The organism is Ligilactobacillus ruminis DSM 20403 = NBRC 102161 (assembly GCF_900113455.1).
In the GTDB taxonomy this organism is placed as follows: domain Bacteria; phylum Bacillota; class Bacilli; order Lactobacillales; family Lactobacillaceae; genus Ligilactobacillus; species Ligilactobacillus ruminis.
This window is the reverse complement of sequence record NZ_FOPI01000005.1, coordinates 65,335-83,345: the sequence shown is the minus strand read 5'-3', so window position 1 is coordinate 83,345 and position 18,011 is coordinate 65,335. Positions and strand designations below refer to the sequence as shown.

The following is an 18,011-nucleotide window of genomic DNA, read 5'->3' as shown; positions in this document are numbered from 1 at the left end:
AGAAAACTCTTGCAATCATGCAATTTCTATGATAATTTTATTTAGTGAATGAGCTTATTAAAGTGCTCCTAATATGATTCGAAGGAGGAAATAAAAATGGCAAAAGATTTTGTAACAGGCCGTAAGACAACTTTCGGCAAAAAGCGTTCACACGCTTTGAACCAAACAAACCGCAGCTGGAAGCCGAATTTGCAAAAGGTTCGCGTTTTGGTTGACGGCAAGCCTAAGAAGGTTTGGGTTTCTACGCGTGCATTGAAATCCGGAAAAGTTACTCGCGTTTAATTATGGCGTATGTTGTCTTTGACAACGCAGGACCCGCATGTAAAATGCAGGGTTCTTTTTTTGTGCTTTTTTAAGGGGATGACCTCGCTTTTTGCGAAAGTTGCAAAACGTTGAGTGTTCGGGTATAGTGGTGAGTGGATGTTTGTGGTAAAATTAAAGATAATTGACGTTTAATCTAAGGAGGCTGTTTTTCAATGGCTGTAAAAATTCAAAACCAATTTGGGAACATCGATATCTCAAATGACGTAATTGCCACTGTCGTTGGCGGAGCCGCAACCGAAATTTTTGGAATTGTCGGAATGGCAAGCAAAAATCAGATTCGTGATAATTTGAATGAAATCTTAAAGCGTGATAATTACGCAAAAGGCGTCGTTGTTCGTCAGGAAGATGAAGGCATTGCAGTAGATGTTTATATCATCGCAGGCTATGGCACGAAGATTTCAGAAGTGTGCCGCAATGCTCAAGACAAAGTCAAGTATAATCTGGAAACCATGCTTGGAGTAACGGCCAAGTCTGTGAACATCATCGTTCAAGGCGTGCGCGTTATTGGAGACTGAGCTTGGATAGCCAAGGAGGATTTTTAAGTTGAAAGTTGAAAAGATCACTGAAACGGAATTCAGAAAAATGATTTTGACGAGTTCTGACAGGTTGAACAAGAATGCGGAATTCATTAACTCTTTGAACGTATTTCCGGTTCCGGATGGTGATACGGGCACGAACATGAGCCTGTCATTTGCCAGCGGTTCGAAATACGTTTCAGAGTCAACATCAGCAAGTGTTGGTGATTTGGCTCAGGCACTCGCCAAAGGTCTTTTGATGGGCGCTCGTGGAAATTCCGGCGTTATCTTGTCGCAGGTTTTCAGAGGATTTGCTAAAAGCGTTTCAAATAAAAAAGAATTGACGCCGCAAGATTTGGCTCAGGCGCTTCAGGGCGGTGTCGAGACGGCATATAAGGCCGTAATGAAACCTCAGGAAGGAACGATTTTGACGGTTGCAAGGAAGTCGGCAGAGGCTGCCAAGAAGGTTGCCAAAGACGGCGGTGATATCGTTGCCGTCATGAAAGACACTTATGAAGCTGCAGAAGCTGCTTTAAAAACAACCCCTGACTTGTTGCCCGTCTTAAAGGAAGTCGGCGTCGTTGATTCCGGTGGGCAAGGTTTGACGTTTGTCTACCAGGGATTTTATGATGCGTTGTCAGGAAACGTTCGCGATGATGAAGTTCATAAGCCGTCTCCCGTCGAAATGGACGAGATGGTCAACGCTGAGCATCACAAGAGTGCCCAAGGCAAACTCAATACGGAAGACATCAAATACGGCTATTGTACGGAAATCATGGTTCGTCTGGGAGCAGGCCGACTTGTCGAAAAGAAGTTCGATTATGATGAATTTCGTGGTTATTTGGCTGAAATCGGCGATTCGCTGCTTGTTATCGCTGATGACGAAGTCGTTAAGGTCCACGTTCATACCGAACATCCGGGCATGGTCTTATCATACGGTCAGAAGTTTGGCTCGTTGATCAAGGTCAAGGTTGACAATATGCGTCTTCAGCATGAAACAATCCTTGAAAAGGATGAGGAGGAAGAACGAGAGGAAGAAATCTCGAAAAATGAAATTTCCGGAGATTACGGAATCATTGCAATCGCATCGGGAGAAGGGGTTGCGGAAATTTTCAAGAACCTTGGAGCAACGTACGTCTTGAGCGGCGGACAAACGATGAATCCTTCGACGCAGGATATCGTTGATGCAATCTCCAAAACCAAAAAAGACAAGGTCATTATTTTGCCAAACAATAAGAACATCTTCCTTGCCGCAGATCAGGCTGCAGAAGTATGTGACGTTGACGCGGTCGTCGTGCCAAGCAAGACGATTGCTCAAGGGATGGTCGCAATGCTTGGGTTCAGCAAAGACGCAGATCTCGAAGAAAACAAAGAGGCAATGACGGATGAGCTTGATACCGTCATCTCGGGTCAGGTTACGATTGCCGTTCGCGATACGACGATTGAAGGGCGCGAGATCAAAAAAGACGATTATATGGGAATCGTTGACGGAAACATTGTCGTGACAAACCCGGATCGAAAGGAAGCCGCAATCGAAATGGTGAAAGCCATGCTTGATGAAGACAGCGAAGTCGTAACCATCATTTATGGCGAAGACGGAAATAAAGAAGAAGCAGAAGCAATTGAAACAGCAGTAAGTGAGCTTGATGAAGATCTTGAAATTGAGATTCATGAAGGAAATCAGCCGGTTTATCCATATTTGATTTCCGTAGAATAGTTCGTGTTCTGCACCCAGGGTCACAGAGGAACGCGCGCGTTTTTCCGTGACCCTGTTTTTTTGCTAAATATCAAAGAAGAAGGTGAATTTGTCGATGAGGTCATTGCAAGACAAAGTTTCAAATCTTTCGGGAATCGGTCCGAAAAAGGAATTGGCGCTGAAAGCACTAGGAATTGAAACGATTGAGGATCTTTTGTGCTATTACCCATTCAGATATGAGGATATGGCAACAAAAGAAGTTTCAGAACTTGCTGACGGGCAAAAGGCGGTAATTCAAGGTGTTGTTGCAACCGCTCCGGTCGTCGTTCGTTTCGGCAGGGTCAAAAATCGTCTGAATTTCAAACTGTTGGCAGGTCATGACGTCATTCAGATTACCTTCTTTGGACAGGCTTATTTAAAAGACCGGGTTCAGCCGGGCTCAGACGTAGCCGTTTACGGAAAATACGATACCGCAAGGCAGAGCATGACTGGAATGAAACTTTTTTCAAATGGAGGGAGTCAAGAAGATATTGCAGGAGTTTACCGTGCGTCAAAAGAAATCAAAGCTCAAATGATCAAACAGCTGGTTAAAAAAGCATATGAAGAATATCAGGATGTGGTCGAAGAAATCGTTCCCGAGTCAACGAGACGCAAATTTCGATTGCTCAATCGGAAAAAAATGATTCATGACATGCATTTTCCAAAGACGACTCAGGAGTTTGAAATTGCCAGACGATCTGCCATCTTTGACGAGTTTTTCAAGTATGAGGCAAGGCTTGCGCTTCTTAAAAAACTTGATCGAAATGACGCCGGTCTATTGATCAAGTACGATAATTCCATGCTCAAACGTTTTATTTCAGCGCTTCCCTTTGAATTGACAAATGCACAAAAACGCGTCGTGAACGAAATTTGCAGGGACATGCATCGTCCTCTTCATATGAATCGACTCTTGCAAGGCGACGTCGGAAGCGGGAAAACGGTAATTGCGGCAATTGCGATGTATGCTGCAGTTACTGCCGGATTTCAGGCTGCTTTGATGGCTCCGACTGAAATTTTGGCTCAGCAGCATGCCAAAAAACTCAGTGATTTGTTTCAAGATTTTGGTGTCAGCGTTTGTCTTTTGACGGGAACCGAAGCTTCCAAGACAAAGGTCAAGCATGATATCCTGGAAAGACTTGCAAATAAAGAAATCGATATTTTGGTCGGAACTCATGCTTTGATTCAAGATCCGGTCATTTTTAAAAAGCTGGGGCTTGTCGTTACCGATGAACAGCACCGTTTCGGCGTTAATCAAAGAAAAGCATTGAGAGAAAAAGGTGAAAATCCTGACGTTTTGGCAATGACCGCCACCCCGATACCCAGGACGCTTGCAATTACGACGTACGGAGAGATGGACGTTTCCGTAATCAATGAGCTGCCGAAGGGAAGAAAGCCGATCAGGACTTCCTGGGTTAAGCAAAATCAAATGAATGCGACCCTCGATTTTGTAGAAAGACAGCTAAAAGACGGGTCACAGGCATATGTCGTTTCGCCTTTGATTGAGGAGTCTGAAGCCGTTGATTTGAAAAATGCTCAGGAAGTTTTTGAAAAACTTGAAAAAAGATATGCGCCATATTATAAAGTCGGCTTGCTTCATGGTAGAATGAAAAGTGACGAAAAAGATGAAATCATGAAAGATTTCAAAGAAGGCAAGTACGATATCTTAGTTTCAACGACCGTGGTTGAAGTCGGGGTCGATGTTCCGAATGCGACCGTCATGGTGATTCTTGATGCCGATCGTTTTGGCCTGGCACAGCTCCATCAGCTCAGAGGACGCGTCGGGCGCGGAAGCAAGGCTTCATATTGCATTCTTTGTGCAGATCCCAAGACTGATTACGGAAAAGAAAGAATGCAGACAATGGTTGAAACGACCGATGGTTTTGTCATTTCGCAAAAAGATCTTGAGTTGCGAGGACCAGGTGAAGTTCTTGGATCAAGGCAATCAGGACTGCCCGATTTTAGAATTGGCGATCCGGTTGCCAATTTCAATACGCTGCAGGCTGCAATGGAAGAAGCGCGTGCGATTATTTTAGACGAAAACTTTGAATATCGAGCAGAAAATGCCGGTTTGATCCGGTATTTGCGCGCTGTTGTATTGGCTGGCGCAAACTTTGATTAAGAAAACGGAGGAATTATTGATGAAGATTGCTGTTGACGCAATGGGCGGAGATTATGCGCCAAAAACGGTTGTTGAAGGCGTGGAAAGAGCACGGGACGAATTTTCTGATACGGAATATCTGCTTTTCGGAGACGAAAAGCAGATTAATGGATTACTCAAAAACAAGGACAGGATTACCGTTGTTCATTCAAGCGAAGTAATCGGGATGAATGACGAGCCTGTCAAGGCCGTCAGAAAAAAGAAGGACTCCTCTCTCGTGATGGCTGCCCAGGCAGTAAAAAGCGGGGAGGCGGATGCATTGTTTTCATGCGGAAATACAGGGGCGCTGCTGGCGGCAGGCTTGCTGATTGTCGGGCGCATCAAAGGGATTCCGCGTCCGGGACTGCTCTCGACGCTTCCAATGGTTTCAGGAACGTCTGGTTCGTTTAATCTGCTTGATTCAGGTGCAAATGCCGACAGCAAACCAGAACATCTTTATCAATATGCTCTTTTGGGAAAATACTATGCTGAAAACGTTCGCGGCATCCAAAATCCGCGTATCGGTCTGCTGAATAACGGAACGGAACCGCATAAAGGCAGCAAACTTACCCTTGAAGCGCATAATCTGATTGAAGCCGACAAATCGCTGAATTTTGTCGGAAACGTTGAAGCTCGCGATTTGATGAACGACGTCTGTGACGTGGTCGTGGCTGACGGATTTACCGGTAACGCTGTTTTAAAGGCAATCGAGGGAACTGCTTCAGCCGTCATGCACCTTTTGAAAGATTCAATCATGAATTCAGGAATCTCAGGGAAACTTGGTGCATTGATGCTCAAATCGACTTTTAAAGATATTAAAGGTCGCATGGACCAATCGCAATATGGCGGAGCCGTTTTGCTCGGAGCCAAATCACCGGTCGTCAAGGCTCATGGGGCAAGCGATGCAAAGACGGTTTACTTTACGTTGAAGCAGATCAGAACAATGGTTGATGGGCGCATGGTTGAAGACTTTACGAAATATTGGGAAGATTTGAGTGCTAAAAAAGCGGCTGAAAGCGACTCAGACACACCTCAGAAGTAGTTGCAGGCGCCTTTACAAGCAAACGAAAAATCGGTAAAATTGGTGTTGTTGTTAATAATTTGAAAATGAGGGAAAACGTTATGACTGAAAATGAAGTTTTTGCAAAAATTCAAAAGCTGATTGAAGAACATTTCAGCGTTTCTGCTGACAAAGTCACGAAAGAAACTGTCTTTACGGAAGATCTCAATGCTGATTCGATTGACTTGGTCGAATTCGTTTTGGAACTTGAAGACGAGTTTGGTTCGGAAATACCTGATGAGGATGCTGAAAAGCTTAAGACAGTTGGCGATGCAGTGTCATATATTATGGCTCGTCAAAACAATTAGAAATATTCGGGAGAGGTGGAGCGTTTGGGCAAGGCCTCTTCTTTTTGATATAATCAAGTGAGACTCAATTTTTAAATGAGGATGGTTTAATATGATAATCGGTTTAACAAAAAAATTAAAGGATGATTACGGAATCAACGTCAAGAATGCGGAACTGTTTGATGAAGCATTCACGCATGCATCATATGTCAACGAGCATCCTAAAGAACATTTGAAATATTATGAACGAATCGAATTTCTTGGAGATGCGGTCATGCAGCTTTGCGTTTCGGAGTATTTGTTCAAACGTTACCCTTCTTTGCCGGAAGGAAAACTTTCAAGACTGCGCGCGGCAATGGTTTGTGAAGACAGCTTCAGCAAATTCGCCAAAGAATGTCATTTTGATGAATATATTCGCCTGGGCAAAGGTGAAGAAAAAGCCAACGCCAGGAATCGACCATCGCTTTTATGCGATATTTTTGAATCTTTTATCGGTGCTCTGTATTTGGATCAAGGAAAAGACAAGGTCGTTGAATTCATCAGTGCCGTTGTTTTTCCGAAACTTGACATGGGCTGGTTCGATCATCTTCTTGATCATAAGACGGAACTTCAAGAATATCTGCAACAAAACGGTGATTGCAAAATCGAATACAAGATGTTGGATGAAAAAGGCCCGGACAACGATAAGACATATACTATGGCCGTTTACGCCGACGGCAAAAAAATCGGTGAGGGTGTCGGTTCCTCGAAAAAAAATGCTGAACAGGCAGCTGCATATCAAGCATTGAAAGTTGCCAAGCAGTAATTGAGGGGGAAATTTAATGAGGATCAAATCGTTAACTCTTAGCGGCTTTAAATCGTTTGCCGATAAGACGACGATCGAATTTCAGGATGGACTTACTGGGGTAGTCGGTCCCAACGGAAGCGGAAAAAGCAACATCATAGAAGGCTTGCGCTGGGTTTTGGGCGAGCAGTCTGCCAAAAATTTGCGTGGCGGAAAGATGCCTGACGTGATTTTTGCAGGTTCGCAGACACGGGCTCCGCTTAATCGTTGCATGGTTCAGGCCGTTTTTGACAATACGGATCATTATTTGAAAAATCAGCAAGACGATGTTACGATTACCCGCAAGATTTATCGAAACGGCGACAGCGAGTATTTAATCAACGGAAAGCAGGCCAGGCTGAGGGATATTGTTGATCTTTTTACCGATACTGGCGTTGGACGCGAAAGCTTTTCGATCATCTCACAGGGAAGCGTTGAGGAAATTTTTAACAGCAAGCCTCAAGACAGGCGAATGTTGATTGAAGAGGCTGCCGGAATTGTCAAGTATAAAAAAGAAAAAAGCAAGGCGAAAACGGAACTCAGCGAAACCACGGATCACCTCGACCGGGTTTCAGACATATTGTTGGAGCTTGAACGGCAAAAAGATCCTTTGGAAGAGCAAGCAAGCATTGCCCATGATTATTTGGAGCAGAAGAAGCAGTATGAGCATTATGAACTTTCAAGGCTCGTGCTGGAAATTAAAGAGACCTCTGCTTTAAAAGAAGAGGTTCAAGGCAAGCTTGAGGAAATTAGGTCGATTGCTAAAAAACATCAACGAAATGCGAATCTTTCAGAAGAGAAGAATCGGCGTTTGCATGAAAAACAGCAAACGTTGGAAGAAAAGCTTGACGAAGCCCAAAAGGAGCTTATTGAGTTGACGCGGCAAAAAGAAAAGCTCGCAAGCAAGCGAGATTTGTCTGATCATGACAGCGAATTTTTTGAACAAAGGATTGCAGAACAAAAAGAAGCCGTAAAAAATGATCAATTCGCACGAAAAGAGGCAAGCGCTTCTTTAGTCAAACTTAAAAGAACCGTCCAATCCGAATCTGAAGAAAAAGCCAAACTTGAAGAAAAACTCGAAAAGTTGAGAGAAACGAGGAATTCAAGCGATTCTGATCTGGAATCGCAAATTGAAGACGTTCGTAACAAAATTATGGTCATGCTTCAAGCAAAAGCAACTTTTGAAAATCAGCTTGAATACAATGAAAAAGAAAAATTGCGGGTTTCAGATACGAAAGAAGCAGCAAAGAAGCGTTCTGGCGAGTTATCGACGCATCTTAAGGAATTAGAGCAAAAAAAGGAGAGTCTTCAGCAGAAATTTGATTTAAAAGACGAGGAGCTGAAAAGTTTTACGGAAAATTACCAAAACGATCAGCAATTGCAGCTTAAGATTTCAAGACGCCATGAAGATGCACAGAGACGATGGCTTGAAGCGAGTGGGGTTTTTCAGCAGGCAAAAGCCCGCTATGACAGCAAAAAGCAGATTCAAGCCGATTATTCCGGGTACTACCAAGGAGTAAAAAGCGTCATGCGCGCCAAAAATCTTAATGGAATCATTGGTCCGGTAGCTGAGGTTTTCGAGGTTCCGAAGAAGCTTGCGAAGGCCGTTGAAACGGCTTTGGGTTCAAGCCTGCAAAATATCGTCGTTCGTGATGTTTCTGATGCCAAGGCTGCAATCAGGTATCTCACTCAAAACAAGCTCGGGCGTGCAACTTTTTTGCCGCGAACAACTGTCAAACAACGTTTTCTAAGCGAAAATCAGGTTCGCCTCGTTCAAAACGTTGAAGGATTTATTGGTGTCGGGTGTGATCTGATTGCTTGCGACGATGATGATCTGCCGGTTTTAAGACACCTGCTTGGAGCGGTTATTTTTGCTGAAAATCTTGACAGCGCAACAGAAATTGCCAAAATTTTGAATCATTCCGTTAAAGTCGTCTCGCTTGCCGGCGACGTTGTCAATGCCGGTGGTTCGATGTCTGGGGGAGAAAACAAACATCAAGGCGAAGGGCTGATCGAGCAAAAGCAAAGTTTGGAAAAGCTCGGAGCAGACATTGAAACGATGACGCAAAAACTTGCCGAAATGGAGATTGACGGAGCAAAATTACGCAAAAGGCTTGAAGAAATAAATGAGAAATTGGGTCGATCGCAAACAGAACGTGAGCGGCTTGAAAAAGAACGGTCTGAGGCCAAAACTCTTTTGGATGAAATTTTATTGGAATATGCCAAAAAAGAACAGGAAAAAAGCGTCTATGATGCTGATTTAGAGAATAGTCGCGTCAATGAAACAAGATTTTTGGAGGCAAAGAAAGCGGCTCAAGCAAAACTTGAAGAACTTGAGGTAAAAATCAAGGCAAGTCAAAATTTGCTTGAAGAAAAAAGCGCATTTCAAAAAAACAAGGCATCTGAACAGGCGAAACTTGATGCGGAAATCGCTGAAGATGCCGGTCGCCTTGCCGTTTTGACAGAAAGAATCCAGTCTCTTTCGATTCGCGTCAAAGAAAACGAATTTCAGATTGCTCAAGCAGACGAGCGGATTGAGAAAAACGGTGAAAGAATCAGACAGCTTGAAAATGAAAGCAAGAGTATGCTTCTTTCAAAAGATGAACTCATTGAAAAGGAAAAGGAAGCAGACGAACGCTGCTTGAAATTGGAAAAAGAAGTTTCAAGGATGCAAGAGGAGCGATCCGCTTTGCATGAAAACGTCAAGAAATCGGAAACTGAGCTGACGCGAGCAAATGAGCTTTTGCGGGCAGCAATGGACGAAAGAAGCACGCTTTCTGCAAAAGACGGAAGTTTGCAGGCAACATTGCGTCAAAACCTTGACGAATTGGCCGAACATTATGCGATGACTTATGAATCTGCCGAGCAAAAAAACACCGAAGAGGATCTTGATTTTGTTAAGAAGAAGGTCAAACTCTTAAAACTTGGAATTGACGAATTGGGCGACGTCAACGTTAATGCAATTGCGCAATTTGAAGAAGTTAACGAACGCTATGAATTTTTGCGACAACAACAAGACGATCTGCTGGAAGCAAAAGAGCAGCTGCTTCTCAGTATGGAAGAAATGGATGAAGAAGTTAAAAGGCGTTTTAAAGTCACGTTTAACAAGGTATCATCTGCATTTACCGAAATTTTCCCAGAAGTATTTGGCGGCGGTCACGCCGAACTGAGCCTGACCGATCCTCAAAATCTGCTGGAAACCGGGATTGAAATCATGGCAGCACCGCCGGGAAAGAAATACAGACAGTTGAGTCTTCTTTCGGGCGGTGAGCGTTCTTTGACGGCAATCGTGCTTTTGTTTGCAATTTTAAAGGTCAAGCCTGTTCCGTTTGCGATTCTTGATGAAGCGGAAGCGGCATTGGATGATGCAAACGTCGCGCGTTATTCGCAGTATCTGCGTAAATTTGACGGGCAAACGCAATTCATCGTGATTACGCACCGCAAAGGAACGATGATGCAGGCGGATGTTTTATATGGCGTTACGATGCAAGAGTCGGGCGTTTCAAAGATGGTTTCCGTATCGCTTGATGATTATGATTGATTATGGAAGGAATGATTGAAATGGGATTTTTTGATAAGCTGAAAAAAGCTTTTTCTTTTGAACCGGAAAAGGAAGAAAACGAAGCTGAAAAAGTTGCAGACAAAGCGGAAACGGAGACGTCAGGTGCCAATGTCGCAGATTCTGCTGAAGAAACTTCAAAATCTGAGCTCATTGAAAAAAAAGCTCAACCAGAGCCTGATCAAGCAGGTGAAGAAACTCATGAAACAGATGGCGAAAATGATTCGGAACAGTCAGCTTCAAAAGATGTTTTGGAAGAAAAAACTGAAGAAGAGCGCTATGACAAGGGACTTGCCAAATCTCGCAAGGGCTTTGGCGCAAAAATCAATGCGCTTCTTGCAAATTTCAGACACGTTGATGAAGATTTCTTTGATGATTTGGAAGAAACGCTGATTGAAGCAGACGTTGGTTATGAAACCGCTATGAATATCAGTGATGAGTTAAGAGATGAGGTCAAACTCAGAAATGCAAAAAAGAAGTCGGACGTTTCGGATGCAATCATTGAACGATTGGTGAACTTGTATGAAGAAAGCGGCAAAGGTGAGGACAACGCCCTGCATTTTGCCAAACAAGGTCCAACGGTCTTCTTGTTCGTCGGTGTCAACGGCGTCGGCAAGACAACGACGATCGGGAAATTGGCTCATCGCTATAAAGAAGAAGGCAAAAAGGTTCTTTTGGCTGCTGGCGATACGTTTAGAGCGGGAGCAATTGAGCAATTGGCAGAATGGGGCAGAAGAGTCGGGGTCGACGTTGTCAAAAAACCTGAACAAAGCGATCCGGCAGCCGTGGTTTATGATGCGGTCGTCAAAGCCAAACAAGAAAACTACGATATTTTGCTGGTTGACACGGCAGGGCGTCTGCAAAACAAAGTCAATCTGATGAAGGAGCTTGACAAGATCAAACGTGTCATTACGCGTGAAATTCCCGATGCTCCGCACGAAGTCCTGCTTGCGCTTGATGCAACGACAGGACAGAATGCGCTGACGCAGGCCAAACAGTTCAAAGAGGTAACGGACGTTACGGGCATTGTTTTGACAAAGCTTGACGGAACGGCTCGCGGCGGCATCGTGCTTGCAATCAGAAACGAATTGAAGCTTCCGGTCAAACTTGTCGGCCTTGGCGAGCAAATGGATGATTTGCGCGACTTTGATCCGCAAGAATTTGTCATTGGATTGTTCAAGGGACTTGTTGCAAAGGACAGGTGATTTTTGGTGGCAATCGAAAAAACCAACCGAATCAATGCTTTGTTTGATTTTTACGAACCTTTGCTGACCGAAAAGCAGATGACTTATATCGCGCTTTACTACAGAGATGATTATTCTTTGGGAGAAATTGCAGAAAATTTTGAAGTTTCAAGGCAAGCGGTATATGATAATATCAAGCGAACAGAAAAAATTCTTGAAGAATATGAGGAAAAATTGGGATTGTATCGCCAATTTGAACAGCAAAGTCAAAAAACGGATGAGGTTTTGGATTATGTCAAAAATAAATATCCGGATGACAGGAAACTGATCGAGCTGGTCGAAAATCTTGAAAAAATGGAAGAATAAAAATCAGGAGGCCCTTATGGCATTTGAAGGTTTAACCGAACGTTTGCAAAATGCAATCAGCAAACTGAAACGAAAAGGAAAAATTAGCGAATCAGACGTTAAGGAAGTCATGCGCGAAATCAGGCTCGCACTGTTGGAAGCCGATGTTAATTTTAAAGTCGTCAAAGATTTTGTTAAGGAAGTCAAAAACAGGGCGGTCGGTGCAGAAGTTCTCGAAAGTCTGACGCCGGCACAGCAAATAGTAAAAATCGTCAATGAAGAACTGATCAAGGTTATGGGTGAAAGTGCCGTTTCCTTGAACAAATCCAAAAAGATTCCGACAGTCATCATGATGGTCGGACTTCAAGGTGCCGGCAAAACGACTACGGCAGGAAAACTTGCATACAAACTTAAAAAAGAAGAAAATGCGCGTCCTTTGATGATTGCAGCCGACGTCTATCGTCCTGCTGCCGTCGATCAGTTGAAAACGGTCGGAAAAAGCATCGATGTTCCCGTGTTTGAACTCGGCACGGACGTTGATCCGGTTGAAATCGTTCGTCAAGGGATGAAACTGGCTGAAGAACAAAAAAATGACTATGTGATTATTGATACGGCAGGTCGTTTGCAGATCGATGAAAAGCTGATGAACGAACTTGCAAGAATCAAAGAGCTGACGCATCCTGATGAAATTTTGCTGACCGTCGATTCGATGACGGGTCAAAATGCAGTGGAAGTTGCACAAGGGTTCAACGATACTTTGGACGTGACAGGCGTTGTTTTGACCAAACTTGACGGTGATACGCGCGGCGGTGCCGCACTTTCCATCAGAGCGGTTACCGGCAAGCCGATTAAATTTATCGGTCAAGGCGAAAAAATGACGGCACTTGACGTTTTTTACCCTGATCGAATGGCTTCAAGAATCCTTGGCATGGGCGATATGCTGACTTTGATCGAAAAGGCTCAACAGGATTTTGATCAAAAGAAAGCAGAAGAGCTTGCCGATAAGATGCGTGAAAACACATTTGATTTCAATGATTTTATTGAACAGATGGAGCAGGTGCAGAACATGGGGCCGATTGAAGATATCATGAAGATGATTCCTGGAATGACCAATAATCCTGCTTTGAAGAACGTTAAGGTTGATCCAAAAGATATTGAGCATACGAAAGCCATCGTCTATTCGATGACGCCTGATGAACGTGAAGATCCCGATATGCTCAATCCAAGTCGCAGAAGAAGAATTGCTGCAGGGTCGGGACGACCGATTCAGGAAGTAAATCGCATGATCAAACAGTTCAAGCAAATGCGCGATATGATGCAAAAGATGACGAACGGAAATTTTGGCGGCATGGAAAACATGTTTGGCGGCGGCGTTTCAGGAAAGCTTGCGAAAATGTCAGTCAATCGCATGATTAAAAAGAACAAAAAGAAGAAGCGCGCCAAGATTAAAAAGCAAAAACAACAAAAGAGACGCAAAAAATAATTCGGCAAAATTGTTGATATGACGGTGTTTTTATCATAAATCGCAAAAAAAAGCAGACTGTCAAGAAATTTTACTTTACACGGAGCAAAAATACTGGTATATTAGTAATCGTTGAGAAGATAACTAGGAGGTGTAAATGCATGTCAGTTAAAATTCGTTTAAAGCGTATGGGTTCTAAGAAGCGTCCATTCTACCGCATCGTTGTGGCTGATTCACGTTCACCGCGTGATGGCCGTTTCATCGAAACGGTTGGTACGTACAACCCATTGACAGAACCAGAACAAGTAACGCTTAAAGAAGAAGCAATCATGAATTGGTTGAGCAACGGCGCTCAACCTTCAGATACTGTTCGTAACATTCTTTCGAAGCAAGGTGTTATGAAGAAGTTCCACGAAGCTAAGTTTTCAAAGAAGTAAGGTAGATTATTATGACAGAAGCAGATGTGAAGCAATTAATTGTCACTATTGTCAAGCCACTAGTTGCTGATCCTGATGCGATTAAGATTGAGACCGATCGGGATGCACATTTCCTTAATTTTAATCTATCCGTTGCGCCTGATGACGTTGGGCGCGTAATTGGAAAACACGGGCGGGTTGCTCAGGCAATTCGAACCATCGTTTATAGCGTTCGTGTTGGCGACTCTTTAAGAGTTCGTTTAAATATCGTAGACGATTAATCTGGACCTTTGGTGAAACAGTGATGATTTCATCAGAGGTTTTTTTGTTAAGATATTTTTGAAAGGAATTTACCAATGAATTACTATCAAGTAGGCAAAATTATCAATACGCACGGCATCAGAGGCGAAGTTCGCGTGTTGTCGACGAGCGATTTCACTGATGAACGTTTTATGCCTGGCAATTCTCTGTATTTATTCGATAAAGGGTCGCTTGTAAAAGAAGTGGTCGTTAAAACTCACAGAAAGCATAAGCAATTTGATCTGTTGTCGTTTGAAAAATTGGAAGATATCAATCTTATTGAAGGTTTTAAAGGATTCGACATCAAAATTTCTGAAGATCAGCAACAAGACTTAGAAGATGGATCTTATTACTATCATCAGATCATCGGCCTTGATGCGGTCACTTTGGACGGCGAAAAAATTGGCAAAATCAGCGAAATCCTTGCCCCTGGTGCAAATGACGTGTGGGTCGTTAATCGAAAAGGCAAAAAGGAATTGCTGTTGCCTGTGATTGATGACGTAATCAAAAAAGTCGATCTCGAGCAAGGATTGGTCGTGGTTGATTTGTTGGAAGGGTTGGACGATTAGTGAAGATTGATATTTTAAGTCTGTTTCCTGAAATGTTCACGGGGCCTTTAAACGAATCAATCGTAGGCAAAGCCGTAGAAAAAGGTCTTCTGAACATCAGCGTAACAGATTTCAGAGATTACACGACAAACAAGCAGCATCATGTCGATGATACGCCCTATGGCGGCGGAGCAGGAATGCTGCTTCAGGCACAGCCGATTTTTGACGCGCTAGATGCGGTTTCGGAACGTGAAAACGGGCTCGGAAGGGTTATTTTGCTTGATCCTGCCGGAAAAAAATTTAACCAAAAGATGGCAGAAGAATTGTCCAAAGAACAGCATCTGACGTTTATCTGCGGACATTATGAAGGTTATGATGAGCGAATCAGAACGCGCGTGACGGATGAAATTTCACTTGGAGATTTCGTTTTGACGGGCGGTGAGCTCGGTGCGATGGTCGTGATTGACGCAACCGTCAGATTGCTTCCTGACGTTTTGGGAAATTCAGAGTCGGCACCGGGTGATTCGTTTTCAACGGGATTGCTTGAGTATCCTCAATATACGCGTCCAGCAGATTTTAGAGGAATGAAAGTGCCAGAGGTCCTGACCAGCGGCAATCATCAAAAAATTGCGGAATGGCGCAACAAAGAATCTTTGCGACGAACGTTTTTGAGGAGACCCGATCTGCTTGAGGGGTACGAATTATCCAGACAGGAAGAAAAATGGCTTCGTGAATTTAAAACAAAGTATCAGGATGATCAAATCTGATTTTTGAGGACCGAGTTTGGACTCAGTCCTTTTTTACGTGCATTTATAAGGATAAAAATGTAAAATGAAGAGTGTTGTTGTTTTTTAAATCGTGACGTGAATTATGAATAATATTTTAAAATAAATAGATAATATAGTGCATATTTATTAAATCAGTTTAAAATTGCTCTAAGCCGGTCGATATTCTGTGATGTAGGAGTTTTGGGCTGATTTGCTATATTGTGCATTTTAAGGAGAATTAGGATGCTTAAAGATATAATTGGCCGAAACATTACTGCGATGGTTACTGATGAAAATGAGAAGTTTGTTTTTGCACAAAAAGATGGCATGACGTTTCGTTTGGATAAATCTGAATTGATAAAGCTCCCTAAGCTTGGCTCGATGATTACCGGCTTTGCATATGAAAATGAAAAACATCAGTTTCAACTGACAAAAAATCCTCCTCGTTGCGGTTTTGATCGCTATGCTTGGGGAACGGTCAAAGATGTTCAGCGTGGCTTGGGGGTTTTTGTCGATATAGGTTTGAAAAATAAGGACGTTGCAGTTTCTTTGGATGAACTTTCAGAACTTTTTGAGCTGTGGCCTAAGAAAGGCGATCGGTTGATGATTGCTTTAAAAGTTGATGAAAAAGGACGTCTTTGGGGAACGTTGGCGACAAGCGAAATGTTTCAAGCAGTGAGTGTCAGGGCAGATGCAAAAATGAAAAACAAGAACGTTGAAGCAACTGCTTATCGCTTGAAAATTGCCGGAACATACGTGATAACTTCGGATTATTATTTGGGATTCATTCACCCAACTGAGCGAGAAAAAGAACCGCGTCTGGGCGAAGTACTGAATGCAAGAGTTATCGGCATCCGTGAAGACGGGGTGTTGAATCTGTCGCTTCTTCCAAGAGCCTATGAGGCAATTGATGACGATTCCAAGATGTTGTTGGCAGCTTTAGAGCATACAAGAGACGGGCGCTTGCCTTTGTGCGACAAGAGTTCCCCTGAAGAAATCAGAAGTTATTTCGGAATCAGCAAGTCTGGATTCAAACGTGCAGTTGGCCACCTGCTTAAAGCCGGAAAAATTAAGCAAGAAGCCGGTTTTTTGATTTTGATCAGATGACTTTAAGGGGGCCTTAGGATGAATGAATTAGAAAAGATTGAAGACAAACTGCATGAAGCAGGCTTCAAACTGACACCCCAAAGGCGCGCAACGATCGAACTTTTGCTCAATCACCATACTGAGCATTTAACGGCTGAAGAAATTTACGCATTGCTTAGGGACAAGCACCCTGACGTGGGGTTGGCCACCGTCTATAGGACGTTGGATATTTTAACCGATATTCAAGTTTTAAACAAAATCAGTTTTGAAGACGGAATGTCTCGTTTTGATCTGAAAACGGATGACAGCGGCCATTTTCATCATCATCTCGTCTGTAGTGTCTGCGGCAAGGTTCAAGAGATTCACGAGGATTTGCTTTTAGACGTTGAAAAGCGTGTCGATCATCAGTTCCATTTTGCAGTATCTGACCATCGTTTGACATTTTTAGGAGTTTGTGAACAGTGTCAGCGAAAAGAAAGATTAGCAAGAATTGAGGGTGGACGTCATAGAACTTCAAAGAATATTAAATGATTATCTGCACTACTTGAAAGCCGAGCGAGGATTATCCGAAAATACGGTTTCAAGTTACGGATTGGATTTGCAGCAGTTCATCAATTATTTGAGCGAACGTAAAATTACGGATCTGAATGATGTGGATAAGCAAGTAATTGTTGATTATTTGGATCATTTGATGAATAAGGGGAAGGCGAATGCATCAATTATTCGCTGCGTTACGAGTTTGCGAAAATTTTTCCAGTCGATGAAACAAGACGAAAAAATTCAGGATGATCCGATGATTTCGATTGAAACACCGAAAGGTGAAAAGCATTTGCCTGAGGTTCTGTCGACAGAAGAAGTTGAAATGCTGCTTAATGCTCCGGATACGTCACAAACTTTGGGAATACGCAACCGTGCGATTCTTGAGCTGATGTATGCGACCGGACTGCGGGTTTCCGAAGTCGTCAACCTCAAACTTGAGGATCTGCACCTTGATGTCGGCATAATTCAGACTATGGGAAAAGGACGAAAAGAACGAATCGTTCCGATTGGAGACGAGGCAATCGTATGGATTAACAACTATCTCAACGATGCCAGACCCGAGCTTTGCAAAAGCAAGCGCAGTCCGTTCCTGTTCGTCAATTTTCATGGCGAACGTCTGACACGACAAGGAATATGGAAAAACCTCAAAAACGAGGTCAAGAAGGCAGGAATCACCAAGAACGTCACGCCTCATACTGTGCGGCATTCTTTTGCGACCCATATTCTTGAAAACGGAGCCGATTTGAGAATCGTTCAAGAACTTTTGGGACATTCGGATATTTCGACAACGCAGATTTATACGCATATTTCTAAGAAACGTCTGTCTAAAATCTATGATGAGTCACATCCCCATGCATAGCTGTTTGTTTTAGTCGTCAAATTGTGGTAAAGTATTGTAGAGTACGAAAATGGCAAGTTTGCCA

At 43.2% G+C, this 18,011-nt stretch carries 18 protein-coding genes; all 18 read left to right on the top strand.

Features of this window, described 5'->3' with window-relative positions:
* The first annotated feature begins 96 nt into the window (after nucleotides 1-96).
* The 18 genes from rpmB (at nucleotide 97) to xerD (ending at nucleotide 17,947) form a co-directional block, all read left to right on the top strand.
* Nucleotides 97-282, top strand: coding sequence for a 50S ribosomal protein L28 (rpmB, locus tag BMZ95_RS01790; protein ID WP_014073653.1), 186 nt, complete (start codon nucleotides 97-99; stop codon nucleotides 280-282).
* 194 nt (nucleotides 283-476) lie between these two features.
* Nucleotides 477-839, top strand: coding sequence for an Asp23/Gls24 family envelope stress response protein (locus tag BMZ95_RS01785; RefSeq protein WP_003694220.1), 363 nt, complete (start codon nucleotides 477-479; stop codon nucleotides 837-839).
* Between the two features lie 28 nt (nucleotides 840-867).
* Nucleotides 868-2,556: a DAK2 domain-containing protein gene (locus BMZ95_RS01780; RefSeq protein WP_046922537.1), complete on the top strand. Its 1,689-nt coding sequence runs from the start codon at nucleotides 868-870 to the stop codon at nucleotides 2,554-2,556.
* Between the two features lie 94 nt (nucleotides 2,557-2,650).
* Complete coding sequence (gene recG / locus BMZ95_RS01775) at nucleotides 2,651-4,693, top strand: ATP-dependent DNA helicase RecG (RefSeq protein WP_046922538.1); 2,043 nt, start codon at nucleotides 2,651-2,653, stop codon at nucleotides 4,691-4,693.
* Nucleotides 4,694-4,712: 19 nt separating this feature from the next.
* Nucleotides 4,713-5,753, top strand: coding sequence for a phosphate acyltransferase PlsX (plsX, locus tag BMZ95_RS01770; RefSeq protein WP_041820009.1), 1,041 nt, complete (start codon nucleotides 4,713-4,715; stop codon nucleotides 5,751-5,753).
* Between the two features lie 80 nt (nucleotides 5,754-5,833).
* A complete protein-coding gene (acpP, locus tag BMZ95_RS01765; protein ID WP_003698607.1) occupies nucleotides 5,834-6,079 on the top strand; it encodes an acyl carrier protein in 246 nt (81 codons plus the stop codon).
* 91 nt (nucleotides 6,080-6,170) lie between these two features.
* Complete coding sequence (rnc, locus tag BMZ95_RS01760; protein ID WP_014073649.1) at nucleotides 6,171-6,863, top strand: ribonuclease III; 693 nt, start codon at nucleotides 6,171-6,173, stop codon at nucleotides 6,861-6,863.
* Nucleotides 6,864-6,879: 16 nt separating this feature from the next.
* The gene (gene smc, locus BMZ95_RS01755; RefSeq protein WP_046922539.1) at nucleotides 6,880-10,422 is read left to right on the top strand and encodes a chromosome segregation protein SMC; all 3,543 of its coding nucleotides are present in this window, start codon (nucleotides 6,880-6,882) and stop codon (nucleotides 10,420-10,422) included.
* 20 nt (nucleotides 10,423-10,442) lie between these two features.
* The gene (gene ftsY, locus BMZ95_RS01750) at nucleotides 10,443-11,645 is read left to right on the top strand and encodes a signal recognition particle-docking protein FtsY (protein WP_074786371.1); all 1,203 of its coding nucleotides are present in this window, start codon (nucleotides 10,443-10,445) and stop codon (nucleotides 11,643-11,645) included.
* Between the two features lie 6 nt (nucleotides 11,646-11,651).
* Nucleotides 11,652-11,990 (top strand): putative DNA-binding protein, encoded by a 339-nt coding sequence (locus BMZ95_RS01745; RefSeq protein WP_014073646.1) that lies wholly within the window; start codon nucleotides 11,652-11,654, stop codon nucleotides 11,988-11,990.
* 16 nt (nucleotides 11,991-12,006) lie between these two features.
* A complete protein-coding gene (gene ffh, locus BMZ95_RS01740; RefSeq protein WP_046922540.1) occupies nucleotides 12,007-13,452 on the top strand; it encodes a signal recognition particle protein in 1,446 nt (481 codons plus the stop codon).
* 140 nt (nucleotides 13,453-13,592) lie between these two features.
* Nucleotides 13,593-13,868 carry a 30S ribosomal protein S16 gene (rpsP, locus tag BMZ95_RS01735; RefSeq protein ID WP_003698600.1) on the top strand — a complete coding sequence of 92 codons (276 nt, stop codon included), beginning with the start codon at nucleotides 13,593-13,595 and terminating at the stop codon, nucleotides 13,866-13,868.
* 11 nt (nucleotides 13,869-13,879) lie between these two features.
* Nucleotides 13,880-14,128, top strand: a complete 249-nt coding sequence (locus BMZ95_RS01730; RefSeq protein ID WP_014073644.1) for a KH domain-containing protein — start codon at nucleotides 13,880-13,882, stop codon at nucleotides 14,126-14,128.
* Between the two features lie 75 nt (nucleotides 14,129-14,203).
* Entirely contained in the window at nucleotides 14,204-14,716 is a 513-nt protein-coding gene (gene rimM, locus BMZ95_RS01725) for a ribosome maturation factor RimM (RefSeq protein ID WP_046922541.1), read from the top strand.
* On the top strand, nucleotides 14,716-15,462 hold the full coding sequence (gene trmD, locus BMZ95_RS01720) for a tRNA (guanosine(37)-N1)-methyltransferase TrmD (RefSeq protein ID WP_039120824.1): 747 nt from the start codon (nucleotides 14,716-14,718) through the stop codon (nucleotides 15,460-15,462). The genes rimM and trmD overlap by 1 nt, the downstream gene beginning before the upstream one ends.
* Before the next feature lie 243 nt (nucleotides 15,463-15,705).
* Nucleotides 15,706-16,569, top strand: a complete 864-nt coding sequence (locus BMZ95_RS01715) for a CvfB family protein (protein ID WP_046922542.1) — start codon at nucleotides 15,706-15,708, stop codon at nucleotides 16,567-16,569.
* An 18-nt stretch (nucleotides 16,570-16,587) separates the two neighbouring features.
* Nucleotides 16,588-17,079, top strand: a complete 492-nt coding sequence (fur, locus tag BMZ95_RS01710) for a ferric iron uptake transcriptional regulator (RefSeq protein ID WP_014073641.1) — start codon at nucleotides 16,588-16,590, stop codon at nucleotides 17,077-17,079.
* Complete coding sequence (gene xerD / locus BMZ95_RS01705) at nucleotides 17,045-17,947, top strand: site-specific tyrosine recombinase XerD (protein WP_046922543.1); 903 nt, start codon at nucleotides 17,045-17,047, stop codon at nucleotides 17,945-17,947. The genes fur and xerD overlap by 35 nt, the downstream gene beginning before the upstream one ends.
* Nucleotides 17,948-18,011 lie beyond the last annotated feature (64 nt).